Source organism: Rhodococcus sp. NPDC057014 (genome assembly GCF_042673295.1).
In the GTDB taxonomy this organism is placed as follows: Bacteria; Actinomycetota; Actinomycetes; order Mycobacteriales; family Mycobacteriaceae; genus Rhodococcus_F.
Genome location: NZ_JBHUSF010000154.1, coordinates 1 through 19,964 on the forward strand (window position 1 = coordinate 1; position 19,964 = coordinate 19,964).

Sequence of the window (19,964 nt, forward strand, 5' to 3'; positions counted from 1 at the left end):
ATCCTCGGGATTCGCCGGCCACCGGTCTCGGTGCGGGTTGTGTCAGCGCACGGCGCCGGCGCCGACCGCATCGGCGATCGAGGAGTAACCGGCCTCGCGCACCTTCCTGGCCAGCCCCTTGTGGATGCGGCGAGCCCAGAACGGACCGCCGTAGATGAAGCCGGTGTACCCCTGCACGAGGGACGCCCCTGCCAGGATGCGTTCCCACGCCTGGTCGAGCGTCTCGATCCCGCCGACGGAGATCAGCACCAGGCGATCGCCGACCCGCGCGTGCAGCAGGCGCAGGACCTCGAGGGATCGTTCGGCGACCGGGGGGCCGGACAGGCCGCCCGCGCCGATCGCGGCCACCTCGTCGTCCGGGGTGTTCAGCCCGTCGCGGCGGATGGTGGTGTTGGTCGCGACGATGCCGGCGAGGCCGAGTTCGAGAGCCAGATCGGCGACCGCGTCGACGTCGTCGTCGGACAGGTCCGGGGCGATCTTCACCAGCACCGGCACGGTCACGGTGTCGAGAACCGCACGCAGCAGCGGCCGGAGGGATTCGACGGCCTGCAGGTCGCGGAGTCCCGGGGTGTTCGGTGAGCTGACGTTGACCACCATGAAATCTGCGAGCGGTCCGAGCAGTTGCGCGCTCGCCGTGTAATCGGCGGGGGCGTCCGCGGCGTCGACGATCTTGGTCTTGCCGATGTTCGCGCCGATCGGGACACCGGCCCGGCGCTGACGCAGGTGGTTGGCCGCGTTGCCTGCGCCGTGGTTGTTGAACCCCATCCGGTTGATCAGGGCGCGGTCCGCGGGCAGCCGGAACAGACGCGGAGCCGGGTTGCCGGGCTGCGCCTGGGCGGTGACGGTCCCCACCTCGGCGAACCCGAATCCCAGGGGACCCCAGGCATCGACGCCGGTGGCGTCCTTGTCGAACCCGGCGGCCAGCCCGAGCGGCGCCGGGAAGTCGAGTCCGAACACGGTGTTCCGCAGTACCGGATCGTCCACCACGAGAACCCTGCCGACGAGTTGGCGCAGCGGCGAGAACCGCGTGACCAGGCGCATCGCAGCGAAGGCCAGGTGATGAATCCGCTCCGGAGGAAGGCGGAACATCACCCGCAAGAGCAGGTGGTACAAGGAGGTCTCCCTAGATTGCGGGGTCGGGGACATGGTGAGCGGTCTTCCTTCGTTTGAGCAGAACTCGGCGGCTTCCGTCGGAGTACAGGCGGACCCGCGACAGCTCCCAGCCGCCGAATTCCGCCTGGATGGCCAGACGCATCGAAGCGCTGACTCGGGTGACGTCGGGTGGCAGCCGAAGCGGTACGTACTCGTAGTCCTCGGATTCGATCTCCCACCCGGAGGGGAGTCGACGTGAATGCGATGCCATCTACGAACTCCTCGTCGGGATCTGCTGCAAGCCGTCTCCCGTCGCGGAACCGATCAGGAGGTCACCGTTCACGGTATCCACACTGACAGAGTTCGGCTGCCGGACGGTGGGATACCGGGCCGTTTCCACGCCGACACCGCTGGACAGGTCGAATCCGACCACCTCGTTGGTCCCGGTCAGCGTGACCCACGCCCGGTCGGCCGTGTCGTCGTAGGCGACGGCGTACGGCGCGAGTCCGGCCGGGAACCGCTGGCGGAGCATCAGGGTGTCGGTGGTGTAGGCGAGCAGTTCGTCGCCGGTGGTGTCGGTGACGAGGATGCGCCCGTAGTGGTCGGTGGTGAGGTGCGTCGCACCTTCACCGGCGCGCAGCGCGACGCCGAGCGCGGAACCGGGGACGTCGACGGCGGTGACGGACGTCTGACCGCGGTCGAGGGCGGTCAGCGAGTTGCCGACGACGGCCAGTCCGTCGACGGAGGTGAGGCCGTCGATCACCTGTGACTCGTTCGTCTCGGTGTTCACGATGTGAATCTCGCCATTGCCCAGGCCCATCGCCAGCCGACCGTCGGGCAACTGGGCGACCGAGCGGACGTCGCCGTCGGCGGGGACGAACGTCACCTCGCCCGTGCGCAGGTCGAGTCGTCCTACCTGCGTGTTCATCGCGAGAAGGGCCACGCCGCCGGGGGCGAGGGAGACCTGGGCGACGGCCCCGTCGACCGGAATCGTGCGCGGAGCCGCCGTGAAATCGCCGGCCGGGAACAGCAGGATCTCGTTGCCTTCGCCGCCGAGGACGACGGTCGTGCGGGTCTCGGGGTCGAAGGTGGTCGACTCGATCGGCACGCCCACGGGGTGGACGACGCCTGCGGGCGTGGTGCTCTGCGCCGGGGACTGCGCGGCTGTCGCGGGCGCGATCGTGATCGCCTGATCCTCGTCGGAGTTCGACGAACAACCCGTGACCAGTAGAAATGCCGCTCCGATACACGAGGCGACGACGCGCGCTCCCGGTCTACCCATGTGCTGCTCCTCGGGGTTCTCTCAACGACCTACACCTGCACAACTGTCCACTAGCATCCCTGATCCGCGAAACGCCCACGAATTCGGTCGGTGCCGAGCGGGTGCCGAGGCGATACCGTGAGAAACATCGACCCCGCGCCCGGCGGTTTCCCGACCGCCGGCCCAGGTCATCGAGGAGCAGACCGTGGAAATACCCGAAACACCGACGTTCACCGTCGAAGACATCTCGGTAGGACCGCACGCACACGGCTTCGGCCGGACCGCAGAAGGTAACTCCTACGCATTCCGCGTGCGCAAGAGCACGATGCACGTCGAGGTCTACCGGGCCGACGTGGAAACCGAGGTCCCGGACCCGGACGACATCGTGGCGTCGGCGCGGCGCTCGGTCCGGGAGATCGACCTGACCGACGAGCGCAGCATCGTCGCCGTCGTGAGAGATGCCGTGTCCGATCCCGATTCTCTGGGATCCGCGACGGAGGACGGAATCACCGTGCGTGCCGTCCTCAGCCGTCTCGGAGCGGTCATCGACGGGCTGTGACCGTCGTCCACTAGCGGTCGTCGCGGCGGGGGAGGACGAGGGTCGCGCCGGTCACCGGGTGCGCGATGACCTCGACGGGGTGCCCGTACACCCGGGTCAGCAACTCCTCGGACAGGACGTCGCCGGGCGGCCCGTCGGCCGCGATGCGGCCCTGCTCGAGGACCACGATCCGGTCCGCGTACGCCGCGGCGAGCGCGAGGTCGTGGAGCACGACCACCACCGCGGTGCCCTGTTCCGCGCGGGAGCGGGCGAGGCGCATCACCGTCTCCTGATGGCCGAGGTCGAGGGCCGCGGTGGGCTCGTCCAGCAGGATCGTCTCGGTCCGCTGCGCCAGCACCCGGGCCAGCGCCACGCGGGCGCGTTCGCCACCCGACAGCGCGGTGAACGGCCGGTCGGCGAACGCCGCCACGTCACAAATCCGCATGGCGTCGGCGATTGCGGCGGCGTCGTCGTCGGTGCGGGGTGTGCGCGCCCACGGGGACCGGCCCATCGTGATCACCTGACGTGCGGTGAAGGAGAATCCGACCGTGTTCTGCTGGGGTAGGACCGCCCGCCGCTGGGCCATCTCGAGTGCCGTCCACTCACCGAGGTTCCGGTCGTCGAGTTGAACGCTGCCCGCGTGCACGTCCTGATCCCCCGACAGCGCCGCGAGGAGCGTCGACTTGCCCGCCCCGTTGGGGCCGACGAGAACGAGGACCTCTCCGATCCGCACGTCCACGGACACGTCGTCGAGAACGGGTATGCCACCGCGGGTGACGGCGATGCCGTCCGCCCGCAGGGTCACGGCCCCCGCGGGTCGCGGCGGAGGCACCGGGTCGGTCCGCCGGAACAGGTTCTGCTCGAGGGCCTCGCCGACGCGGGTGCGGAACGACGGACTCATGCCCACCCGCCCTCACTGGCCCGCGTGCGGCGCAGCAACCAGAAGAAGAAGGGCCCGCCGACGAGGGCCGTCAGCATGCCGAGGGGGAGGTCCGCGTTGGCCACGAGCGACCGGGCGCCCAGGTCGGCGAGCAGCAGTACGAGGGCACCGCACAGCGCGCTCGCCGGAATCAGGGCCCGGTGGCCCGGGCCGACGGCGATCCGCATCAGGTGCGGGACCACCAGACCGACGAACAGGATGATGCCGGTGAAGGCCACGCTGGACGAGACGAGCAGGGCGACGATCAGCACCGCGATCTGACGCAGCCGTTCGACGTCGAGGCCGAGGTGACGGGCCGCGTTCTCACCGAGCGAGAGCAGGTCGAGTTTCCCGGCGATCATCATGGTGGCGGCGATCCCGGCGACCGTCATCGGTGCCACCACCGCGACCGCGCCCCAGGTGGCCCCGTTGAGGCTGCCCAGTTGCCAGAAGACGATCTGATCGCGCGCGGCAGGGGACGCGACGAACGTGAAGAAGGCGATGAGTCCGCCGGCGAACGCGTTGACCGCGACACCGGTCAGAACGAGCGTGACGACCTCGGTGCGGCCCTCGTGCCGGGCGAGGAGGTAGACGGCGACGGTCGTGACCAGTCCGGCGACGAAGGCGGCCGCGGCCACCGTCCACCCGGCCGCGAACGCGCCGCCGACGACGATCGCGGCGCTGGCGCCGACCGCGGCACCGGCGGACACGCCGATGACGCCGGGTTCGGCGAGCGGGTTGGCGAACACGCCCTGCAGCAGCGCTCCCGCGCATCCCAGTGCCGCCCCGACCAGGATCGCGAGGATCACGCGGGGGAACCGGACCTCCCACAGCGTCACCTCACCGCTGGGGTGCGTGGGCGTCGGCCCGAGATCCAGTCCGACGCGGTGCAGGATGCTGCCGACGACCTCCCCGGGGCCGGTCGGCACCTGACCGATGCAGGCCGAGAACACGGCGGCGACGGCCAGGGCGATCAGCAGACCGCCGAGGACGGCACCGGTCCGGGTGCGTGACGAGGGCTTACCGGGCGCGTCGAGGTCGTCGACCGTCATGGAGTGGCGGCCGGGTAGACGGCGTCGGCCAGGGCGCCCAGGACGCGACCGGTGTTGGGGCCGAAGCTCAGCAGCACCCCGTCCTGCATGTCCACGACCCGCTGGTTCCTGCCGGCCGGTGTCTGCGCCACCCCGGGGATCTTCTCCAGGCCCTCGATCCCGCCGATCGATTCGAGTCCACCGGTCATCATCAGGAGCACGTCGGGGGCGGCGGCGATCAGTGCCTCGCTGGTGATCGGGGCGAACTGCTGGGTGATCCCCGAGGCGGTACCGGCGTCGACGGCGCCGAGCGCGTCGATCAGGGAATCGGCACCCGAGCCCGGGCCGCCGATCATGGTGATCGCGGTGCCGCGCAGATAGAGGAACGCGATCTTCAGCGGATTCTCGCCCTGGGGCGCGCGACTGCGGGCCGCCGCGATCTCGCTCTCCGTGCGGGCCGCGAGTTCCCGTCCCTGCTCCGGCACCCCGAGCGCATTCGCCACCGCGGTGATCTGGCCGGGCACGCCGCCGAGGGTGCGCGTCGGATCGAAATAGACGACCGGCACTCCGGCGGCCCGCAGCTGGTCCTGCACCGCCTGCGGTCCGATGCTGGTGTCGGTGAGGATCACCGTCGGCGCCAGGTCGAGGATCGCCTCGGCGTTGAGGGATTGACCGCCCGGTGTGACCACCGGGACGTCCATCGCGGCCGGGAACTCGGACGCGATGTCCCGGCCCACCACGTTGTCGCCGAGCCCGAGCGCGAACACCGTCTCGGTGAGCGTTCCGTAGCGGTCCGCGGTCACGATCCGGCTCGCATCCGTGATCGTCACGTCCACCCCGTCGAAACTGCGGACCGTGACGGGCAGCGCCGGTGTCGCCGGCGATGCGAGGGGCTCCGGATCCAGGTCGTCGAGGACCGCCGTGCGCGCGCCGCCGGTGCCACCGGCGCCTGCGCCGTCGCCGGAACCGCACGCCGACACGGCCACCGCCGACACCAGGAGCAGGACGAGAACGGCGAACAGCGACCTGTCCGCGCGGGTCCGGAACATCGACCTCATCGTGCGCGGTACCGGTCGAGGCCTGCCTCGAGATCGGCGAACAGAGCGCCGTTGAGGCGGTACGCGAGGTTGACCTCGTCGATCACCCGCTGCTGGTCCTCCGGAGAGAGCGGTGCCGCGTCGAGTGTCGCGCGGTAGTTGTCCTTGAACACCTTCGGTTTCGGGATCTCGTCGAAGATGTAGAATTGCAGGCCGTCGGTGCTGTATCCATAGGCGCGTTCGAGCATGCGCCGGATGATCTGCCCACCCGACAGGTCGCCCATGTACCGGATGTAATGGTGCGCAACGAAACCGGCGGGCCACTCGTAGGCCACCTCGCGGAGCCGTTCCACATACCGGGTGGTGGCGGGCAGCGCGGAGACGGTGTCTCGCCACGACGGCCCGCGCAGGAAGGCGAGATCCGCCTCCAGCGCCGGAACCCGCAACAGCTCGTCGTGGAGGAACGGCGACACGACGGGGCTGCCGGCGTGGGCGCGCCCGGCGTCCTCGAGTTCGCGATACACGAGGTACGTCTGCGTGAGCAGTTCGGCGTAGCCGTCCGGGGAGAGTTCACCGGCGAGGAGGGCACCGACGAAGCGGGACTGCTCGGTCTCCCGGTGAGCGGCATCCGTGCCCGCCTTGATGCGCTCGGCGAAGCCGACGGTTCCGCGGTCGGCCGCGTCGGCCTCGTTCAGCGTGGTCATGGACTCTCCTGCGGATCTACGGACGTCGGCCGGTGGGCACCAGGTTAGCCTGCCCTGCACGTGAACTGCAGGTGCACGTCCACAGGCTCCCGCCCGCGCTACGCGCTGACGTCGTCGAGCGCCGCCGCGATCGCCGCCGGCAATTCCAGCTCCTCGGCGACGAGCACTCCCGTCAGCTGGGCGATGTCCCTGGCCCCGACGACCGCGCTCGCGACGCCGGGACGGTCGCGCGCCCAGGCGAGTGCAACGGCCAGCGGGGACGTGCCGAGACCGTCGGCCGCGGTCACGACCGCGTCGACCACCCGCACGGAGGAATCGGTGAGGTAACTCTGGACGTCCTGCGCGTGCGCTTCGTCGGCGCCGCGGGAATCGACGGGGATGCCGTTGCGGTATTTGCCGGTCAGCACCCCGCGGGCCAGCGGGACGGCGGCGAACACCCCGACGCCGTGATGGGCGGCGGCCGGAACGAGCTCTTCTTCGACGCCGCGGGCGAGGAGCGAATACTCCACCTGGGTGGCCACCAGCGTGGTGCCCCGGGACGCGCCTGCCGCGGTCGCCAGCTGCCAGCCCAGGTAGCCTCTCGCCCCGACGTACCGGACCCGGCCGCTGGACACCGCGAAATCGAGTGTGGCCGCGACCTCGTCGACCGGCGTGAACGGATCCCACGTGGCGACCTGCCACATGTCCAGGTAGTCGGTGCCGAGCTCGCGCAGGGTCGCGTCGAGCTGGGCGACGAGGCCCCGTCGCGAGCAGTCGATTCGCGACGGCCCCGCCGGGTTGATGCCCGAACTCGAGCTCAGGACGAGTTCCGTGCGCGGCACCACGTCGTCGAGCAGTTCCGCCAGGATCCGCTGCGCCGCACCGTCGCCGTACGCGGGGGAGGTGTCGACGAGGGTTCCGCCTGCATCGACGAACGCCGCGATCTGCGCGGCGGCCTCGTCGCCGTCGGTGTCCCGACCCCAGGTGAGCGTGCCCAGGCCGAGGCGTGACACTCGCAACCCGCTTGCTCCGACCGATCTCTGTTCCATAACCGCCTGCGTCTCGTACCGTAGCTGCAACCGGGGCCTCGGCCCCGAAGATGCTGGTGCCCCCCGGAACCGGCCACCACAGGAGCAGAGTAGTGGGGTATCGCGTGGCAGGGGTCCTGCCACGCCGGATTCTGCCGGAGGTCGCCCACACCGGTACCGTGGCGCCGGTGAATTACGAACGCGACATGGGAAATTGGCGTCAGAGCGGCACATTCGGCCTCGGGACCGGTGAGTGATGGGCGAGGCGATGACCTGGCTCCAGGCGATTGTCCTCGGTGCCGTGCAGGGATTGACCGAGTTCCTGCCCATCTCCTCGTCGGGCCACCTCCGGATCGTGTCGGAGATCTTCTTCGGTGACGACGCCGGCGCCTCCTTCACCGCCGTCACCCAGCTCGGCACCGAGGCCGCGGTGCTCATCTACTTCGCCCGCGACATCGGACGGATCATCGCCGGCTGGTTCCGGGGACTGTTCCACGCCGAGCACCGCAGTGACCTCGATTACCGGATGGGCTGGTATGTGATCATCGGCACGATCCCGGTGGGTGTGCTCGGGTTCCTGTTCAAGGACCAGATCCGCACCGGCGCCCGCAACCTGTGGCTGATCGCCACCATGCTGATCGTGTTCGCGTTGGTCATCGCGGCCGCCGAGTACTACGGGCGGAAAGTGCGTCCCGTCGAGGACCTGCGCGCCAAGGACGGCATCATCATGGGTTCGGCCCAGGCGCTCGCCCTGATTCCGGGGGTCTCGCGGTCGGGCGGCACGATCAGCGCCGGCCTGTTCCTCGGACTCACCCGCGAAGCCGCGGCCCGCTATTCGTTCCTCCTCGCCATCCCCGCGGTCGTAGCGTCCGGGCTGTTCAGCCTGCCGGATGCGTTCGAACCGGCCGGTGAGGGACTCAACGCGAGCGGTCCGCAACTTTTCGTCGCCACCGCGATCGCCTTCGCCATCGGTTACGCGTCGATCGCGTGGCTGCTGCGTTTCGTCGTCGACCACTCCATGTACTGGTTCGTCGGCTACCGCATCATCCTCGGTGTCGTCGTCCTGTCGCTTCTCGCGACCGGCGTCGTGTCGGCCACCTGAGATCGGGCGGTCGGGGAGTGCGCGACACTAGGCTGGGCCAATGACAGTTGTGCTGCTGCGCCACGGGCGGTCGACCTCGAACACTGCGCACACGCTTGCCGGCCGGTCACCGGGAGTCGAACTCGACGACCGCGGCCGCGAGCAGGCGCAGGCGGTCGTGGCCCGGCTCGCGGACGTGAAGATCGAAGAGATCGTGCACTCACCGCTTCTGCGGTGCGAGCAGACGGTGGAACCGCTCGCCCGGGCACGTGGCCTCACCCCGGTGGTGGAACATCGGCTGGTCGAGGTCGACTACGGCGACTGGACCGGTCGCGAGCTGAAGGTTCTGCTGGAGGAACCGCTGTGGAAGATCGTGCAGCAGCACGCGTCCGCCGCCGTGTTCCCCGGCGGAGAGGGGCTCGCCCAGGTCCAGGCCCGGGCCGTCGCCGCGGTCCGGGAACACGACGCCCGGCTCGCGGAACTCCACGGCCGCGACGTCGTGTGGGTGGCCTGCTCGCACGGCGACGTCATCAAGTCGGTCCTCGCGGACGCCCTCGGCGCGCACCTCGACGGATTCCAGCGGATCGTCGCCGAACCCGCCTCCATCAGCGTCGTCCGGTACACCTCCACGCGCCCCTACGTGCTGAAGATGAACGACACCGGGGCCGATCTGTCGGGCGTGAACGTGCCCCCCGCGTCGGGAGACGGCGCCAGGGCCGAAGTCTCCGGATCGGTACCCGGCGGGGAGGTCCGGCTGTGAGGATTGACGGATAATGAACGCAACACGCTGCGACCGACAGTCCGAGACGGAACAACGAGTGGGCAGCGCCGCAGTAGGGCCCGGCTCCAGCTGAAGGAGGTGCAATGTCACGCGCAATTCACGTATTCCGCACTCCTGACCGATTCATTGCCGGAACGGTGGGTGAACCCGGCGACAGGTCGTTCTATCTCCAGGCCGTACACGAGGCGCGAGTGATCAGCGTGCTGCTGGAGAAACAGCAGGTACAGGTGCTGGCCGACCGGATGGGACTTCTCCTCGAGGAAGTCCACCGCAGGTTCGGGACGGACGTTCCCCCGGAAGGGGCCGAACTGGACGACTCCAGCCCACTCGTCACCCCGATCGACGCGGAGTTCCGGGTCGGCACGATGGGCCTGGGCTGGGACGCGGACGCCGGAGCCGTCGTCGTGGAACTGCTCGCGGTCAGCGAGACGGAATTCGACGAATCCGTCGTCCTCGACGACTCCGAGGACGGACCGGACGCCGTGCGCGTCTTCCTCACGCCGCTGCAGGCGAGGGACTTCTCGTTGCGGTCCGAACGCGTCATCGCCGCCGGTCGCGCACCGTGCCCGCTGTGCGGGGAGCCGCTCGCCCCGGAGGGTCACATCTGCATCCGGACCAACGGGTACCGCCGCGGCCAGAGCTTCGGACTCACTCCGGAAATGGACGAGGAGGACTGACGGTTGCGTGCCGAGGAGTCCGATCCCCTGGAGTCCGGCGAGCTGACCGTCATCGGCCAGATCACCCACGCCAGTAACGCCACCCTGGTCTGCGACGCGGCCGCGGGAGAGAACACCGTCCGCTGCGTCTACAAACCGGTCCGCGGGGAACGGCCGCTGTGGGACTTCCCGGACGGCACGCTCGCCGGGCGTGAGTACGCGTCGTATCTCGTGTCCGAGCAGCTCGGGTGGGGTGTGATTCCCCGCACTCTTCTGCGGGACGGTCCGTTCGGCCCGGGGATGGTGCAGCGGTGGGTCGACACCCCGGACCGGCACGCCGACGACACCGGCGGTCTCGACCTGGTCGACATCTGCGCCCCCGACGCCGTCCCCGAGGGGTGGTTCGAGATCCTGCGCGCCACCGACATGGACGGCGAACCGGTCGCGCTGATCCACGCGGACGATCCGCGGCTGCAGCGGATGGCCGTCCTCGACGTGCTGATCAACAACGCCGACCGCAAGGGCGGCCACGCGCTCGAGGGTCTCGACGGTTCCGTCTACGGCGTCGACCACGGCATCTGCCTGCACACGGAGAACAAACTGCGGACCGTGCTGTGGGGGTGGGCCGGGACGGAGGTGCCGGGCGCCCTCGTCGTCGACATCGCCGAACTGATCTCCTCGCTCGAGGGCGACTTCGGCGCGCGGCTCGGCGAGCACATCACGTCCGGCGAGGTGGCCGCGCTGTACGAGCGCGCCGTGGACCTTCTCGCCGCACCCGTGATGCCCCGGCCGAACGGTCACCGGCCCATCCCGTGGCCCGCGTTCTGAGCGACCCGCTCGGAGCCCGGCGGGCGGCGGCTCCCTCCGAGGCGGAAACGCGGGTCCATTAGGCTCGCTGTCATGCAGTCTTGGTCCGAAACCGCTGTCCCGTCCGTTCCAGGCCAGGGGCCTCCGCTGCGGTTGTTCGACACCGCCGACCGGCAGGTGCGCCCCGTCACCCCCGGGCGCACGGCCACGATGTACGTGTGCGGTATCACCCCCTACGACGCCACCCACCTCGGTCACGCGGCCACGTACCTGACGTTCGATCTGGTGAACCGGATCTGGCGTGACGCCGGGCACGACGTGCACTACGTCCAGAACGTCACCGATGTGGACGACCCGCTGTTCGAGCGTGCCGACCGCGACGGTGAGGACTGGGTGGTCCTCGGCATGCGCGAGACGGCGCTGTTCCGCGAAGACATGGAAGCCCTCCGGGTCATTCCGCCGCGCGACTACATCGGCGCGGTGGAATCGATCGGCGAAGTGATCGAGATGGTCGAGAAGTTCGTCGCGTCCGGCGCCGCCTACGTCGTCGACGACCCCGAATTCCCCGACGTGTACTTCCGCGCGGACGCGACAGAGCAGTTCGGGTACGAGTCCGGCTACGACCGCGCGACGATGGACAAGTTCTTCGCCGAACGCGGCGGCGACCCCGACCGCCCCGGCAAGCAGAATCCCCTCGACGCGCTGGTGTGGCGCGCGGTCCGGCCGGGTGAGCCGTCCTGGCCGTCGCCGTTCGGTCCCGGGCGTCCCGGCTGGCACATCGAGTGCTCGGCCATCGCCCTCAACCGCATCGGTTCGGGTTTCGACGTCCAGGGCGGCGGCAGCGACCTGATCTTCCCGCACCACGAGTACTCCGCGGCGCACGCCGAGTCGGCCACCGGGGATCGCCGCTTCGCGCGCCATTACGTGCACACCGGCATGATCGGTCTCGACGGCGAGAAGATGTCGAAGAGCCGCGGCAACCTCGTGTTCGTGTCGAAACTGCGCGGTGAGGGTGTCGACCCGGCCGCCATCCGCCTCGGACTGCTGTCCGGGCACTACCGGCAGGACCGTCCGTGGACCGAGCAGGTTCTCGCCGACGCCCACACCCGGCTGCAGTTGTGGAAGGATGCCGCCGCACTCGAGTCGGCGCAGTCGGCCACCGACACGATCGCCCGGTTGCGCCAGCATCTCGCGGACGACCTCGACACCCCGAAGGCGCTTGACGCCCTCGACGGCTGGGCCCGCCGCGCGATCGACAACGGCGGTTCCGACACGAACGCGCCGAGCGAATTCGCCGCGGCTGTGGATGCCCTTCTCGGTGTGCGGCTTCGCCGCCCGTGAGTACTTGTCAACCGCGGGCGGTTAACAAGTACTCACGGGGTCAAGCGAATTCGAGGGCACCCTCCGCGGGCGTCGGGACGCGCCGGCGGAGGGGCGAACCGAGCGCCTGCGCCAGGTCGGTGCCGTCGTGTTCGGCGAGTAGCTCACCGTCGGACCACACGAGCAGGGTGGCACTGACGCTCTGCTCGGCCGTGGAGTGCGCCAGATCGTAGTGCGCGCACCCCGGCACGCCGCTGTACGTGATCCACAGGTCGAACCCGGTCATGAACAGGTCGAGGTCGAATTGCACGCTGAGGCCGAGCAGTTCGGCCCGGCCGTTGTCGTCGACACCGGCGAACGCCTCGTCCAGCGCCAGCAGTCGCGGGGCGTGCGGGTCGGCCGAGTCGAGCATGACGTGCGCCGCGGCGAACAGCGGCAGGTGCAGCGAGACGGACTGCTCGCCGCCGGAGAGCGCGCTGTGCCGGGCGACCGTCAGCCTGTCCTCGTTCCCGTTGCCGCTGATCAGGGTGAACGAGAACACCCGCCACCGCCGGTAGTCGAGGGCGGACGCCAGGATCTCCGGGTACGACCGTTCCGGGTGTGCGGCGCGGGCGGTCCTGATCTGGTGGGCGAAGTGCGCGCGCATCGTGGCGAGTTCGTCCGGGCCCAGCGTCGAGGTGTCGCGCTCGAGCAGTTTGGAGATGGCCTTCGCGCTGTCGTCGAGGTTGTCGGCGAGAACCCAGTGGACGCCGATGGTGTTGCCGGACGACATCCGTCGCTCCCGCATCTCGGTGCCCATCCGGGCGATGAGTTCGCGGGCGTCGACGGTGCGTTCGTGGATCTGCTGGGCGAGGCCGGTGAGGAGCGCGTCCTCCAGGATGCGACGCTCCGATTCGGTGAGCAGCAGTTCCTGGTCGGAGCGGGCGGACGCGATGCGGGCGGCGAACTCACCGATCGACGAGTAACCCTCGTCGTCCTGCACCTGCACCACGGTCAGCCCGTCCGGAGCGTCCCACTGCAGCCGGTAGTCCTGGCCGGCGGCCGCCAACTGTGCGTCGAAATCCTGCAGCGCGGTGGTGAGCGCCGTCCGCGTCGACTTGCGTGCCGAGTCGCTGACCCGCACCGATTCGGTGGCGCCGTCCAGTGCGCGGAACAGCGCGTCCACTTCGGGCGGCAGGATCGGGGTGTCCTGGTCGGCGCTCTGAATGCGATACACCAGTTGTTCGGCGCTCATCCACGCCGCCGTGCTGGCGGGCCACGTGTGGCCGCCGTCGACGCCGAGGAGTTCGAGCAGGTCGCGCCGGGCGTACGGCGCGAGGTGGGCGGCGTCGGCGTGGGTTTCGGTGAGCGCCAGCCGCAGCGTCTGGACGGCGGTGTTGTACGCGCCCTCGGCCTTGCCGATGGCCTCGCCCGCATCCTTGTCCGCCTTGCGGGCGTCGCGCTGCTCCTTCTTGCACGCCTCGATCCGCGCGTGCGCCTCCTCGAGTTGCCGGTCCAGTTGCTCGGCCCCCGCTCCCAGTGTGTCGCGGAGCGTCTCGAGGCGCTGGATCTGTTGTGCGAGTGTTTCTTCGGCGACGGCGGCCTCTTCCGCGAATTCCTCCGCGTTGCTGCGCGCCTCGTGCAGCCGGTCCTCGGACTGGCGTGTGTGCTCGACCTCCTTGCCGTGGTCACGCCTGCACCGCTGCACCATCTCGCCCTGCTTCTCGAAATGCCGCACGGCCGCGGCGAGCGAGTCGATCTCGCGGGCGACGTGGGGAGTCCGGTGCGTGGATGCGGTGGCCCGGAGTTGCTTTTCCTTCGCGGACAGGTCGGTGATGGCCTGGTCGAGTTCGCGGCCGACAGCGGTCGCGGTGTCGGTGCGGCTGCGGAGCGCGCCTGCCGATTCGGTGACCTTCTTCAGCGCGGTGAGGATCGATCCGGTGCGGGGCAGAGCCTGCGCCGCCGTGCTCGTCCGCGTCAGCAGAGCTGCCGCCGCATCCGCGGATGCAAGGGCCTCGTCGAGACGAGCCCGGGTTTCCTCGATGATCCTGTCGAGTTCGGTGATGCGGACGGCACGCCTGCGGGCCCGCGCGGTGGTTCCGATGTACTCCGCATCCGACTTCGTGTGGCGACCCCGCTGGATCCCCTGGCGGTACGCCCCGTCCTCGGCGACGCCCACCGGCCCCTCGGCGAGGTCGAGGGATTCGAGGGCGATGGATTCGAGGATTCCGCGCACACGGTCCTCGGGGACACCCGTGTCCTGCTCGACGTCGAGAACGTCGGCGAGGGTCCTGCCGGTGGGCCGGTCCCCGGCAGGGAGGGCCACGAGGAACTGTTCGGATTCGACGTCGGGAAGCGCGTCGTCGACGGTGACCCAGCCGTCGAGAAGATTCGCGGCCTCCAGTGCGGCCTCGATTCCCGCCGCGACCGCGGCGTCGACACCATCGGCGAATCGGACCAGACGCCACAGCGGGGCACCGGTCAGGCCGGACCGCGCGTCGTGCCTGCCTGCCGGGAGCGGCGGGGCGTCGTCGTGCTCGGATTCGATTGCCGCGCGCGCCGATTCGTATTCGGCGATCGACTCGGCCGCGGCGGCGGCGTCCCGGTCGTACTGCTGACGACGCAGCCGGAGTGCGTCGACGGCGTCCGTGGTCTGCTCCGTCAGCGTCTCCGACAGGGTGGCGGCGTCGTCGTCGCCGATCCCGCGGAGGGCGCTGTCCAGCGCGTCGAACAGCGCAGCGGGCGCCTCGATCTCGGCGTAGAGGGACGAGTGTCCCGTCCACCAGGAGCGGAGTTCGGTGGCGCATCGGCTGCGGGCCGACTCGACCGCGGTCTCGGCTTCGAGGACGGCCACCTTCGCTGTGTCGAGTTGCTCCTGGCCGCGACGTGCCGCGTCGTCGGCGCGGGTTCGCTCGGTGGCGGCCTTCTCGACGGTGGCGAGCGCGGCCCGGACCGCGCGCAGGTCGCCGTCGCGTTCCTCGGCGTGCCCGCGCAGCGCCGCGGTCAACTGGTCGGCGCGCGCGTCGTCGGGGAGTGCGGTCCAGGTGATTCCGGCGTCCTCGGCGGCGACGTGGAGTTCGTCCTCGGCGTGGGCCAGTGCCTCGACGGCGCGGGTGACGGCGTCGCCCGCCTTCCCGTGCTCCTCGGACCGCTGTTCGAAGGTCGCCTTGGCCTTGCGTGCCTTCTCGGCCTGCAATTCCGTCGACCTTTCGAGTGTCGACACGGCCTGCGCGAGGTCGTCGAGTTGCGTCCGCCCCTCGTAGGCGGTCGACCGCTTCAGTGCGTCCAGGGTGGCGTTGGCCTGGTCGAGTGCGCGGTCTGCGGCGGTGAAGCGTTCTTCGGCGGCTTCCCGGCTCTGCTGGCTGCGCGCCCGGTCGGCGGCCGCCCCGTGGAGCGCGGTGATGCCGGACCGCACGGCATCGAGGCGGGTCGCGAGTTGGTCGACGTCCGTCCGCGCCTGCTGGCGAAGGTATTTCGCGTACACACCGACGAAGCTCTGCGCCGCCTGGTCCGCCGCCGCCAGCCCCTCGAGCGCCCGGCCGACCTCTTCCATGTCGCTGAACGAGCGCGCCGCCTCGAGGACGAGTTGTTCGTCGAGGGGTCGCAGACCGTCGGTGAGAGCCTGCGACAGTCCCTTGGGGTCGAGGTTCTTCGCGAGCTGGGGGCGGCGCAGCGTGAGGATGAGGTTGATCAGCTGGTCGTAGCGCTGGACACCGAGCCCGAACATCCGCGCGTCGATGGCGGCGCGGTAGTCGAGTGGCCGGTCGGTGATGGAGTCGGTGCCGATCTGCTCGCCGAGTTGCTTCTTCGTGAGCGGGCGGTCGTCGTTGCCGAGCAGGGAGAAGTCGACGCCGACCCGGCCGTCGGCCACGAAGTACCAGCGCGTGACCTTGTCGTTGGTGCGGGAGGCGCGCATACCGATGCCCACGGTGACGGCCTCGGGGTCGTCCTTCGCGCCGCGGCAGAATTCCATCCAGACGTACGAGTACGCGCTCTCCTGTCCGCGGTACAGGAGGTTCGACTTCATGGTCCGTTCCTCGCCGGCGAACGGGTTGAGGCGCCGCGGTTCGATCCTGCCGTCGAAGACGAACGGGAACAGTACTTCGAGCGCCTTGGTCTTGCCGGAACCGTTGGGGCCACGAAGAACGAGGCGGCCGTCGGCGAAGGAGAACTCCTGATCCCGGTAGTCCCAGAGGTTGATGATCCCGGCGCGGGTGGGCCGGAAACGCGCACTCGTCATGCTGTGATGTCCTCGCTGTCGTTCGCTGAGCTCTGGAACAGGTCGATCTCGGGTGCGCGGTCGCGGATCGTGACCACCACACCGCGGTAGCGGGCGAGCGCCGGGAGCGCGAGCACGCCGCCCGGCACCGCGGCGATGAGGCGCAGCCGCTCGAGCAGCGCCGAAGCGGCGCGTCCCAGGCCGACGGGGTCGGCCTGCCACCCGGCGGCGAACGTGCGCCCGAATCTGTCGGTCAGGGTCCGGACGGTGTCGGCGATCCACTGGTCCTCGACGACCGGGAACAGCCGGTCGGCGGGGGCCGGCTCGGCGGGTTCGACTCCGTCGTGGCCCGCCAGGCTGTCGAAGATCCCGGACTGCGGAATCGCGCTGTCGACCTGTTCGACCAGGTCCTCGGACCGGCCCCGCGGCAGCGGCATCCGGGCCGTCTCCGGCGTGTCGGGATCCAGGACACGATCGGCGATCTCCCCCGCGAGCAGCAGCGCGACCTGCGCGACCGTGCCCGTCCCGGGGAACCGGACGTCGGAGAGCCGTCCGGAGGAGTCGATCATCGCGACACCCTCCTCGCGCCGTTCCGCGACCAGTCCGGTGAGCAACTCGACATCGGCCGCGGTGCGGGGCAGCGCGAGCTGCACCAGTTCGTGGTCGTCCAGGTCTGCGGCATAGACGACGGGCCGCTCGACGAGAGCGCGCCGGACCCGCCGCGCCGTCTCTTTCACGTCGACCGTCCGGGACGTCCCGAACTCCGCGGAGTCGTCGTTCGCCGCGTCCGCGCCGGCGAGCAGACCGCGGATGGAGCGGAGGTGCTGCAGTGCGCGCGACGGTCGGAACAGGGCGATGACGACGGACCGGTCGATGTCGTAGAGCGCTTCGCCCGCATCGGGATTGGCGGCCCAGCCGCCCGCGTCACCGTCGGCGAGGGCGATCGCGCCGCGCGCCGCGAGCCAGCCGACGGCGTCGACGAACGCGTCCCGGTCGGACGCGCGTTCGGTGGACAGGTCCACCCCGTCGACCTGCGCGGCGTCGGCGGCGACGTGATCGGCGAGTTCGGACAGGGTGATCTGGTTGCCGGTGCGACCCAGTGCGGCCAGCGCGAGCGCGAGGTAGGCGTAGCGGTACCGGTCGAACGTGCGGTCGGTGGCCGTCTTGGCCGGGGTTCCGGCGTCGAGTCGGTCGCTGACCGTGAACAGGCGGGCGGTCGTCTCGGTGACCTCGAGCCGGTACCCGAACAGCGTCATCAGATCGTCGCGTAGTTCGGTGGCCCACCGGCGGAGCAGGGGAAGCGCAATCCGATCCGGATATGTCTGGGTCACCAGATGATTCGACAGGATCACGCGGGCGGCGCGCTGATACGAATCGAGGGCGAGGGGTGAGATCTCCCGTGCCTTCACCGAACGCTCACCTGCAGTCCGTCGAGATGCAGACGTCCTCGGGCGGTGCGCACCACCGTCGATTCGCTGTGCGGGCTGAGGGTGAGCTTCACGCCGTTCTCCGATCCGGTACTGCTCTTCACACGGCCGCTGACGGGTACCCGCGCCGTCAGCGCGGCGTTGAGCAGGCTCAGCAGCACGTCGGTTTCGGCCTCGTCGAGTTCCCGCTCGTAGACTCCGCCCCGGGCCAGCGACTGGGCGGCGGCCGCGCGAAGTCGTTGTGCGGTCAGCTGTTCCTCGCGCAGTCGGCGCACACTGCCCTCGTTGCGCTGCACCCGCGCGGGCATACCGGGGGACGGGGGACGTCCGGTCTCGGCCAGTGTGCGGGAGATCTCCACGGGCTGGGCCTCCCACCACGACCGGGTGTCGGGAATGATGTCGGCGTCCGGGTGCACCATCGAGAGGTGGCGCGGACGCCCGAGGTCGAACACGGCCTGGAACAGTGCGTGCGCGGCGTCCTCGTTCGGAGTCGCAGCGAACCAGCCTGCGAGGTGCCGCAATTGGCTCTCCCTGCTGACGCCGCCCTTACGGGTCTCGGTGACGCGGCGCAACAGCGACAGGACGGCGGCGATGGCGCTCATCGTGCCCTCGCGCAGGCGTTCCGACTCGCTCGGACCGGCCTCGCTCCCGACGAACCAATGCGTCACACCGGCCCACCGCGCACGCCAATCGGCTTCGCGCTCTTCGGTATCGAGGAACACCCGCTCGTCGCTGGCGGCGGCCCGCGCCACCATCGACTCGACGCCGGTGTCTTCCACGAGCGCGATCGCCGTGGCGAGTTTCGGCGCATACCGTGACAGGTCGGAGCTGAACTCGCGCATGTGGGTGAGGAGAGCATCCTTGTGGGACATAAACGTTTCGGGGGTGATCTCCGTGGTGCGGACGAGGTCGCCCAGGGTCAGATAGAACTGGGCGGCGCGTCCGGCCATATCGGACAGCGTCGCATCGAGTCGGTTGAGTTTCCGGTACACCAGATCGTTGTCGGCGGCGCGGTTCGCCGCGGCCAGGTCGTTCATGTCGGCGAGGAGGTCGGGGAGCGCCAACCGGGACAGCGACGCGTCGTCGAGGCGGGCCGCGAGTGCGTCCTCGACGGCCCGGAACACCTGGTAGCCGGCCTGACTGAACTGGTAGACGAAGTGCCGGTTCCGGTATTCGGCGAGCGTCGCGGCGCGGGTCCCGTCGTAGCTGCGTTCGAGAACCTCCCAGACGTGGAGTTGCTCGAGCAGGGGAGTGACGTCTCCGGCGCCGATTTGCCCGGCCGGGTCGTCGCCGGCGAGGCCGTCCAGGATGCGGGCGACGTCGCCGGCGTGGAGCAGCACGATGTAGTTGGCGCGGGCGTGATCGAAAGCCCGCAGCACCCACAGGTACTCCGCCCGCTTCTCCGCGGTGGCGAAGGAGAACAGTTTCAGCCGATCGTCCCGGAGCGGGGGAGCGACCGCCGGACGCGCGGCGCGCAGCCCCGCCGGGGACCGACATGGATCGCTGCCTGATTCACTCACCGTGACAGGTTATGCGGTCGTGCGGCGGTCGAGCGAACGCCGTGCCGACATCGCCGGTTTAGAATCCGACTCTGACGGAATTACACAATTTTCCGATTTTCGCATGGTCGGCTCACCGCCGCACCGTCGTCGTCACCGTCGATTCGACCGTGCCGATCCACACCACTCACCCGGCTTCCGCGCAGATGGAGGGAGGGGCGATCAGAGGACGAACAGCACGAAGACGATCGCGACCAGCACGAGGGCCAGCCCGACCGCGGCGGCGACGAGCCAGGACGCCCGGGAGGCACTGCCGGATTCTTCCCCGGACTGCGCGACGGCGCGCGGTTCCGGCGGCGTCGCGACTGCCGTTCCGCCCGACACTCGCGCGGGGGAGGCGCCCACCGCGGCGGCGGACGCGGGATTCTGCGTGCGTGGGGCAGGCCGGTTCGGGGTTGCGGACGTCGACGGCACGGGTTCGCCGGCGACGGCGTCGATGACCTCGGTGACGTCGTACGACGGCGGCAGGCCGATCGGGGTGACCTTGTGGGTGGTCGGATTGAACCCGGCGGCGCGGATGGCAGCACCGAGCGCCGAGGTCTGCTC

At 70.0% G+C, this 19,964-nt stretch carries 17 protein-coding genes and 1 pseudogene; 6 read left to right on the forward strand and 12 right to left on the reverse strand.

From position 1 onward, the window contains the following. Positions 1 to 42: 42 nt before the first annotated feature. From ACFTZB_RS26095 to ACFTZB_RS26105, 3 genes are read right to left on the reverse strand one after another with little or no spacing between them, the layout of a single operon-like run. Positions 43 to 1,113, reverse strand: coding sequence for a quinone-dependent dihydroorotate dehydrogenase (locus ACFTZB_RS26095; protein ID WP_378435510.1), 1,071 nt, complete (start codon positions 1,111 to 1,113; stop codon positions 43 to 45). A 10-nt stretch (positions 1,114 to 1,123) separates the two neighbouring features. After that, positions 1,124 to 1,363 carry a DUF5703 family protein gene (locus ACFTZB_RS26100; RefSeq protein WP_072941800.1) on the reverse strand — a complete coding sequence of 80 codons (240 nt, stop codon included), beginning with the start codon at positions 1,361 to 1,363 and terminating at the stop codon, positions 1,124 to 1,126. Next, entirely contained in the window at positions 1,364 to 2,374 is a 1,011-nt protein-coding gene (locus tag ACFTZB_RS26105; RefSeq protein WP_378435512.1) for a hypothetical protein, read from the reverse strand. Positions 2,375 to 2,558: 184 nt separating this feature from the next. On the opposite strand from ACFTZB_RS26105, the gene ACFTZB_RS26110 reads away from it, so the two are divergent. Beyond that, on the forward strand, positions 2,559 to 2,912 hold the full coding sequence (locus ACFTZB_RS26110) for a hypothetical protein (protein WP_378435514.1): 354 nt from the start codon (positions 2,559 to 2,561) through the stop codon (positions 2,910 to 2,912). A gap of 10 nt (positions 2,913 to 2,922) precedes the next feature. Here ACFTZB_RS26110 and ACFTZB_RS26115 read toward each other — a convergent pair whose 3' ends face one another. The 5 genes from ACFTZB_RS26115 to ACFTZB_RS26135 form a co-directional block, all read right to left on the reverse strand. Then, the gene (locus ACFTZB_RS26115; protein ID WP_378435516.1) at positions 2,923 to 3,792 is read right to left on the reverse strand and encodes a heme ABC transporter ATP-binding protein; all 870 of its coding nucleotides are present in this window, start codon (positions 3,790 to 3,792) and stop codon (positions 2,923 to 2,925) included. Continuing rightward, positions 3,789 to 4,862: a FecCD family ABC transporter permease gene (locus tag ACFTZB_RS26120; protein WP_378435518.1), complete on the reverse strand. Its 1,074-nt coding sequence runs from the start codon at positions 4,860 to 4,862 to the stop codon at positions 3,789 to 3,791. The genes ACFTZB_RS26115 and ACFTZB_RS26120 overlap by 4 nt, the downstream gene beginning before the upstream one ends. Then, positions 4,859 to 5,899, reverse strand: a complete 1,041-nt coding sequence (locus ACFTZB_RS26125) for a hemin ABC transporter substrate-binding protein (RefSeq protein WP_378435520.1) — start codon at positions 5,897 to 5,899, stop codon at positions 4,859 to 4,861. The genes ACFTZB_RS26120 and ACFTZB_RS26125 overlap by 4 nt, the downstream gene beginning before the upstream one ends. Next, positions 5,896 to 6,582, reverse strand: a complete 687-nt coding sequence (locus ACFTZB_RS26130) for a heme oxygenase (biliverdin-producing) (protein WP_378435522.1) — start codon at positions 6,580 to 6,582, stop codon at positions 5,896 to 5,898. Before ACFTZB_RS26130 ends, ACFTZB_RS26125 begins: the two co-directional genes overlap by 4 nt. Before the next feature lie 98 nt (positions 6,583 to 6,680). Continuing rightward, a complete protein-coding gene (locus ACFTZB_RS26135; RefSeq protein WP_378435524.1) occupies positions 6,681 to 7,610 on the reverse strand; it encodes an aldo/keto reductase in 930 nt (309 codons plus the stop codon). 235 nt (positions 7,611 to 7,845) lie between these two features. On the opposite strand from ACFTZB_RS26135, the gene ACFTZB_RS26140 reads away from it, so the two are divergent. The 5 genes from ACFTZB_RS26140 (at position 7,846) to mshC (ending at position 12,255) form a co-directional block, all read left to right on the forward strand. Further along, entirely contained in the window at positions 7,846 to 8,691 is an 846-nt protein-coding gene (locus ACFTZB_RS26140; protein ID WP_378435526.1) for an undecaprenyl-diphosphate phosphatase, read from the forward strand. 40 nt (positions 8,692 to 8,731) lie between these two features. After that, the gene (locus ACFTZB_RS26145) at positions 8,732 to 9,430 is read left to right on the forward strand and encodes a histidine phosphatase family protein (RefSeq protein WP_378435528.1); all 699 of its coding nucleotides are present in this window, start codon (positions 8,732 to 8,734) and stop codon (positions 9,428 to 9,430) included. A gap of 104 nt (positions 9,431 to 9,534) precedes the next feature. Further along, complete coding sequence (locus ACFTZB_RS26150; RefSeq protein WP_012687867.1) at positions 9,535 to 10,128, forward strand: DUF3090 domain-containing protein; 594 nt, start codon at positions 9,535 to 9,537, stop codon at positions 10,126 to 10,128. A gap of 3 nt (positions 10,129 to 10,131) precedes the next feature. Continuing rightward, the gene (locus ACFTZB_RS26155) at positions 10,132 to 10,935 is read left to right on the forward strand and encodes an SCO1664 family protein (RefSeq protein WP_378435530.1); all 804 of its coding nucleotides are present in this window, start codon (positions 10,132 to 10,134) and stop codon (positions 10,933 to 10,935) included. Positions 10,936 to 11,007: 72 nt separating this feature from the next. Continuing rightward, a complete protein-coding gene (gene mshC / locus ACFTZB_RS26160; protein WP_378435532.1) occupies positions 11,008 to 12,255 on the forward strand; it encodes a cysteine--1-D-myo-inosityl 2-amino-2-deoxy-alpha-D-glucopyranoside ligase in 1,248 nt (415 codons plus the stop codon). Positions 12,256 to 12,295: 40 nt separating this feature from the next. Here mshC and ACFTZB_RS26165 read toward each other — a convergent pair whose 3' ends face one another. The 4 genes and pseudogenes from ACFTZB_RS26165 to ACFTZB_RS26180 all read right to left on the reverse strand — a co-directional run. Beyond that, positions 12,296 to 16,453, reverse strand: coding sequence for a TIGR02680 family protein (locus ACFTZB_RS26165; RefSeq protein WP_378435534.1), 4,158 nt, complete (start codon positions 16,451 to 16,453; stop codon positions 12,296 to 12,298). Then, positions 16,450 to 17,841, reverse strand: coding sequence for a TIGR02678 family protein (locus ACFTZB_RS26170; protein ID WP_378435536.1), 1,392 nt, complete (start codon positions 17,839 to 17,841; stop codon positions 16,450 to 16,452). The genes ACFTZB_RS26165 and ACFTZB_RS26170 overlap by 4 nt, the downstream gene beginning before the upstream one ends. Next, on the reverse strand, positions 17,838 to 19,289 hold the full coding sequence (locus tag ACFTZB_RS26175; protein WP_378435538.1) for a TIGR02677 family protein: 1,452 nt from the start codon (positions 19,287 to 19,289) through the stop codon (positions 17,838 to 17,840). The genes ACFTZB_RS26170 and ACFTZB_RS26175 overlap by 4 nt, the downstream gene beginning before the upstream one ends. A 291-nt stretch (positions 19,290 to 19,580) precedes the next feature. Then, positions 19,581 to 19,964: pseudogene (locus ACFTZB_RS26180) on the reverse strand (hypothetical protein); the annotation flags it as partial.

What these genes read in the sequence shown, in the direction of transcription:
- ACFTZB_RS26100 (WP_072941800.1), bottom strand. Translation starts at nt 1,363, where the DNA reads ATGGCATCGCATTCACGTCGACTCCCCTCCGGGTGGGAGATCGAATCC.
- ACFTZB_RS26105 (WP_378435512.1), bottom strand. Translation starts at nt 2,374, where the DNA reads ATGGGTAGACCGGGAGCGCGCGTCGTCGCCTCGTGTATCGGAGCGGCA.
- ACFTZB_RS26115 (WP_378435516.1), bottom strand. Translation starts at nt 3,792, where the DNA reads ATGAGTCCGTCGTTCCGCACCCGCGTCGGCGAGGCCCTCGAGCAGAAC.
- ACFTZB_RS26120 (WP_378435518.1), bottom strand. Translation starts at nt 4,862, where the DNA reads ATGACGGTCGACGACCTCGACGCGCCCGGTAAGCCCTCGTCACGCACC.
- ACFTZB_RS26125 (WP_378435520.1), bottom strand. Translation starts at nt 5,899, where the DNA reads ATGAGGTCGATGTTCCGGACCCGCGCGGACAGGTCGCTGTTCGCCGTT.
- ACFTZB_RS26130 (WP_378435522.1), bottom strand. Translation starts at nt 6,582, where the DNA reads ATGACCACGCTGAACGAGGCCGACGCGGCCGACCGCGGAACCGTCGGC.
- ACFTZB_RS26135 (WP_378435524.1), bottom strand. Translation starts at nt 7,610, where the DNA reads ATGGAACAGAGATCGGTCGGAGCAAGCGGGTTGCGAGTGTCACGCCTC.
- ACFTZB_RS26140 (WP_378435526.1), top strand. Translation starts at nt 7,846, where the DNA reads ATGGGCGAGGCGATGACCTGGCTCCAGGCGATTGTCCTCGGTGCCGTG.
- ACFTZB_RS26145 (WP_378435528.1), top strand. Translation starts at nt 8,732, where the DNA reads ATGACAGTTGTGCTGCTGCGCCACGGGCGGTCGACCTCGAACACTGCG.
- ACFTZB_RS26150 (WP_012687867.1), top strand. Translation starts at nt 9,535, where the DNA reads ATGTCACGCGCAATTCACGTATTCCGCACTCCTGACCGATTCATTGCC.
- mshC (WP_378435532.1), top strand. Translation starts at nt 11,008, where the DNA reads ATGCAGTCTTGGTCCGAAACCGCTGTCCCGTCCGTTCCAGGCCAGGGG.
- ACFTZB_RS26165 (WP_378435534.1), bottom strand. Translation starts at nt 16,453, where the DNA reads ATGACGAGTGCGCGTTTCCGGCCCACCCGCGCCGGGATCATCAACCTC.